This is a genomic window from Bergeriella denitrificans NBRC 102155 (genome assembly GCF_001592185.1).
GTDB classification, from domain to species: domain Bacteria; phylum Pseudomonadota; class Gammaproteobacteria; order Burkholderiales; family Neisseriaceae; genus Neisseria; species Neisseria denitrificans.
In genome coordinates, this window is record NZ_BCWL01000319.1 from 1 (window position 1) to 1406 (window position 1406).

The window sequence follows — 1406 nt, forward strand, 5'->3', positions numbered from 1 at the left end:
CTGCGGCTCGCCGCCTTGTATCAGAATTTAATTTCTCCAACTATAGCATCCGTTAAAGTTCCGTAACCTGTTCCTTCCTCCGCTCCTGCAGTAGAAGGTTAGGATGGGAGAGATTACTGAAATATAAAGAATTACTCAAATCCCCCATCCTAAACTCACATTGTATATATTCTCAAACTGAGCGGAAACCAAACGTTACTTGCGGCTTTGACTACGCTCAGCCACCTGTATGCCAAAAAGTTATTGACGATGACCCCGCCAGCTGTAGGACGGGCATCCTTGCCCGTCGCTCATTCATAGAATGAGATAAATTTTATTGAGATATTTTCTTTGCCTTGCGCAAAGCGACGGGCAGGGATGCCCGTCCTACTTCTGTAAAAGCCTTAATCGACGGCGTGCCTGTAAAATAATGACATTTCTAACGAGGACCGGCGTTGTTACCCAACCCTACAATAAAAAATGAAGCATAAAAAAGCCGTCTGAAAATATGATTTTCAGACGGCTTTTTCCATCAAAACACCGCGCCAGAAACACATCCAACCCCTTCCCGCGTATTTTTTATCGGAGGCCAATCAACATGCCGCACGCAACAGCCGCACCTTCCCGTCAATCGTGCCGCGCCTTAAACCAAGCCGCCCACACCAGCAGCAGCACAAAGCCGAAATACAGCACACTCCATACCGGCAACGGCACGCCCAAAAAATAGTCCGGCACCGCACAATTCCCAAAGCCCCGCACCACAAATTCCCAATGCTCAAACAAAGGCCAATCACGCAGACGGAACGTCCACGGCGCACCGCAGGCCGGTGCCTCCCCCGCAGGCAGACTCTGCAGCCACAGCTGATACACCGCCACACCCGCCCCATACACAGCAGGCACGCTCACCCACACAGCCCCCAAAACCCGCCCCGCCTTGGAAACCTGACGAAACAGCGCCGCCGAAAACGCCGCCAACCCCACCGCCAGCACCGACAAACGCTGCAAAATACACAACACGCAAGGGTTCAACCCCAGCACATACTGCGAAAAAAACGAACCGCAAGCCGTCAGCACAGACAAAGCCACAATCAACCACAAAGCCTTGCGAAACACATTCATCATACAACCCAATCCATCAAACACCGCGCCAATGTAGCACAAAAACATCCCGCAGGCAGACAAAAGATTTGCGCCATGTTAAACAAACACCGATTAAGGTTCTATCGTGAAATACCTAAAAAACAGTAATCAAAGCCACAGAGCCGGATTGCTATTCCGCTGCTTGGCCGACAGGCAAAGATTAAGTTGAAGGTGAATGTTTTCTCGTATTCGGCAAATGAACGGCAGGGTAGCAACTCCGCCCGACATTCTCCGTTTTTTAGGTATAGTCGTAGAACTTATAGTCGAATAAAATAAGAATGGGACAA

1 protein-coding gene is annotated in these 1406 nt (G+C 49.8%); it reads right to left on the reverse strand.

The window, feature by feature from the left end:
* Nucleotides 1-606: 606 nt before the first annotated feature.
* Complete coding sequence (locus tag BDE01S_RS10525; protein ID WP_066081325.1) at nt 607-1098, reverse strand: disulfide bond formation protein B; 492 nt, start codon at nt 1096-1098, stop codon at nt 607-609.
* Nucleotides 1099-1406 lie beyond the last annotated feature (308 nt).